This is a genomic window from Peribacillus sp. NPDC055009 (genome assembly GCF_053608705.1).
This window is the reverse complement of the sequence record NZ_JBSGVZ010000049.1, coordinates 1-1,093: the sequence shown is the minus strand read 5'-3', so window position 1 is coordinate 1,093 and position 1,093 is coordinate 1. Positions and strand designations below refer to the sequence as shown.

Below are 1,093 nucleotides of genomic sequence, written 5' to 3'. Positions count from 1 at the left end.
GTTGTTATATACTTCTAATAATACAGAGAGGGGACCTTATGGATATATACTTTAGGAGTGCTGTTTGATCTTCGCTCAACAATTATCCCGGATTTTTGAGGAAGAGCTGCCGATTTTAATTAGAAGGTAAATAGTTAGATTAATGGTATTGAAACTAATCATAAATAAATGAGGTTCTAATATTTTGAACTTCTGACAAGGTTGTATGAATTTATATAGAAAATTTAATATTGGACGTGAAATTATGTCAGTTGATAAAGATATAGCAAAGCAAATAGTATCACAAGGATATTTTTCTAAAGAAATACCCTGTGAATTTACCTCATTTTTTTTAGGAGAGCATATTACTGAATTTGATTTGTCAAAATCAAAACTATCAAATAATGGTCTTAAAAAGTGGACTAAATTAATTGATTTTTCAATCCCAAAAATAGATAATTTTCGAAGAATCATCTCAATTCCTCATCCGCTACATTATATTTTGTTGGCTAGATTGTTAGAAGAAGAATGGGAGTTTTTAAATAAGCATTTTATAAAATCACAATTTTCATTAACTACTCCCAAAAGATCCGATGATGGTTCTATTGAACCAAAATATGAAATGTCAGAAAAAATTAATATAAGACTAAGTAATCTAGTGACAAAAAAATATATTTTACACGCTGATATCACAAGATACTATCCAAGTATTTATACACATTCGATTTCCTGGGCACTACATACTAAAGAAGTTGCTAAATCCAATACAAAAGATAAAGGTGATAGGTATATAGGTGATAAAATAGATACACTAGTCAGAAATATGCAGGATGGGCAAACGATAGGAATACCTATTGGTCCTGTAACCTCATTAATAGTTCAAGAGATAGTAGGTACAGCTATTGATGATGATTTTAGGAAAGAATTTGGTGACAGTCTAAAAGGTTTTCGATATACGGATGATATGGAATATTATTTTAGATCTTCTGATGAAGCTAAAAAAGCACTTAATATTTTAAATAAAATTTTAAAAAAATATGAACTAGATTTGAATATGACAAAAACAAAAATTATTAAAATTCCACAAGTTATAGAACCAGAATGGGTATATTAC

At 28.5% G+C, this 1,093-nt stretch carries 1 protein-coding gene; it reads left to right on the top strand.

Features of this window, described 5'->3' with window-relative positions; genetic code table 11:
• Nucleotides 1–244: 244 nt before the first annotated feature.
• On the top strand, nt 245–1,093 hold an 849-nt coding region (locus ACWF5P_RS27095; RefSeq protein WP_452445549.1), incomplete at its 3' end, for an RNA-directed DNA polymerase.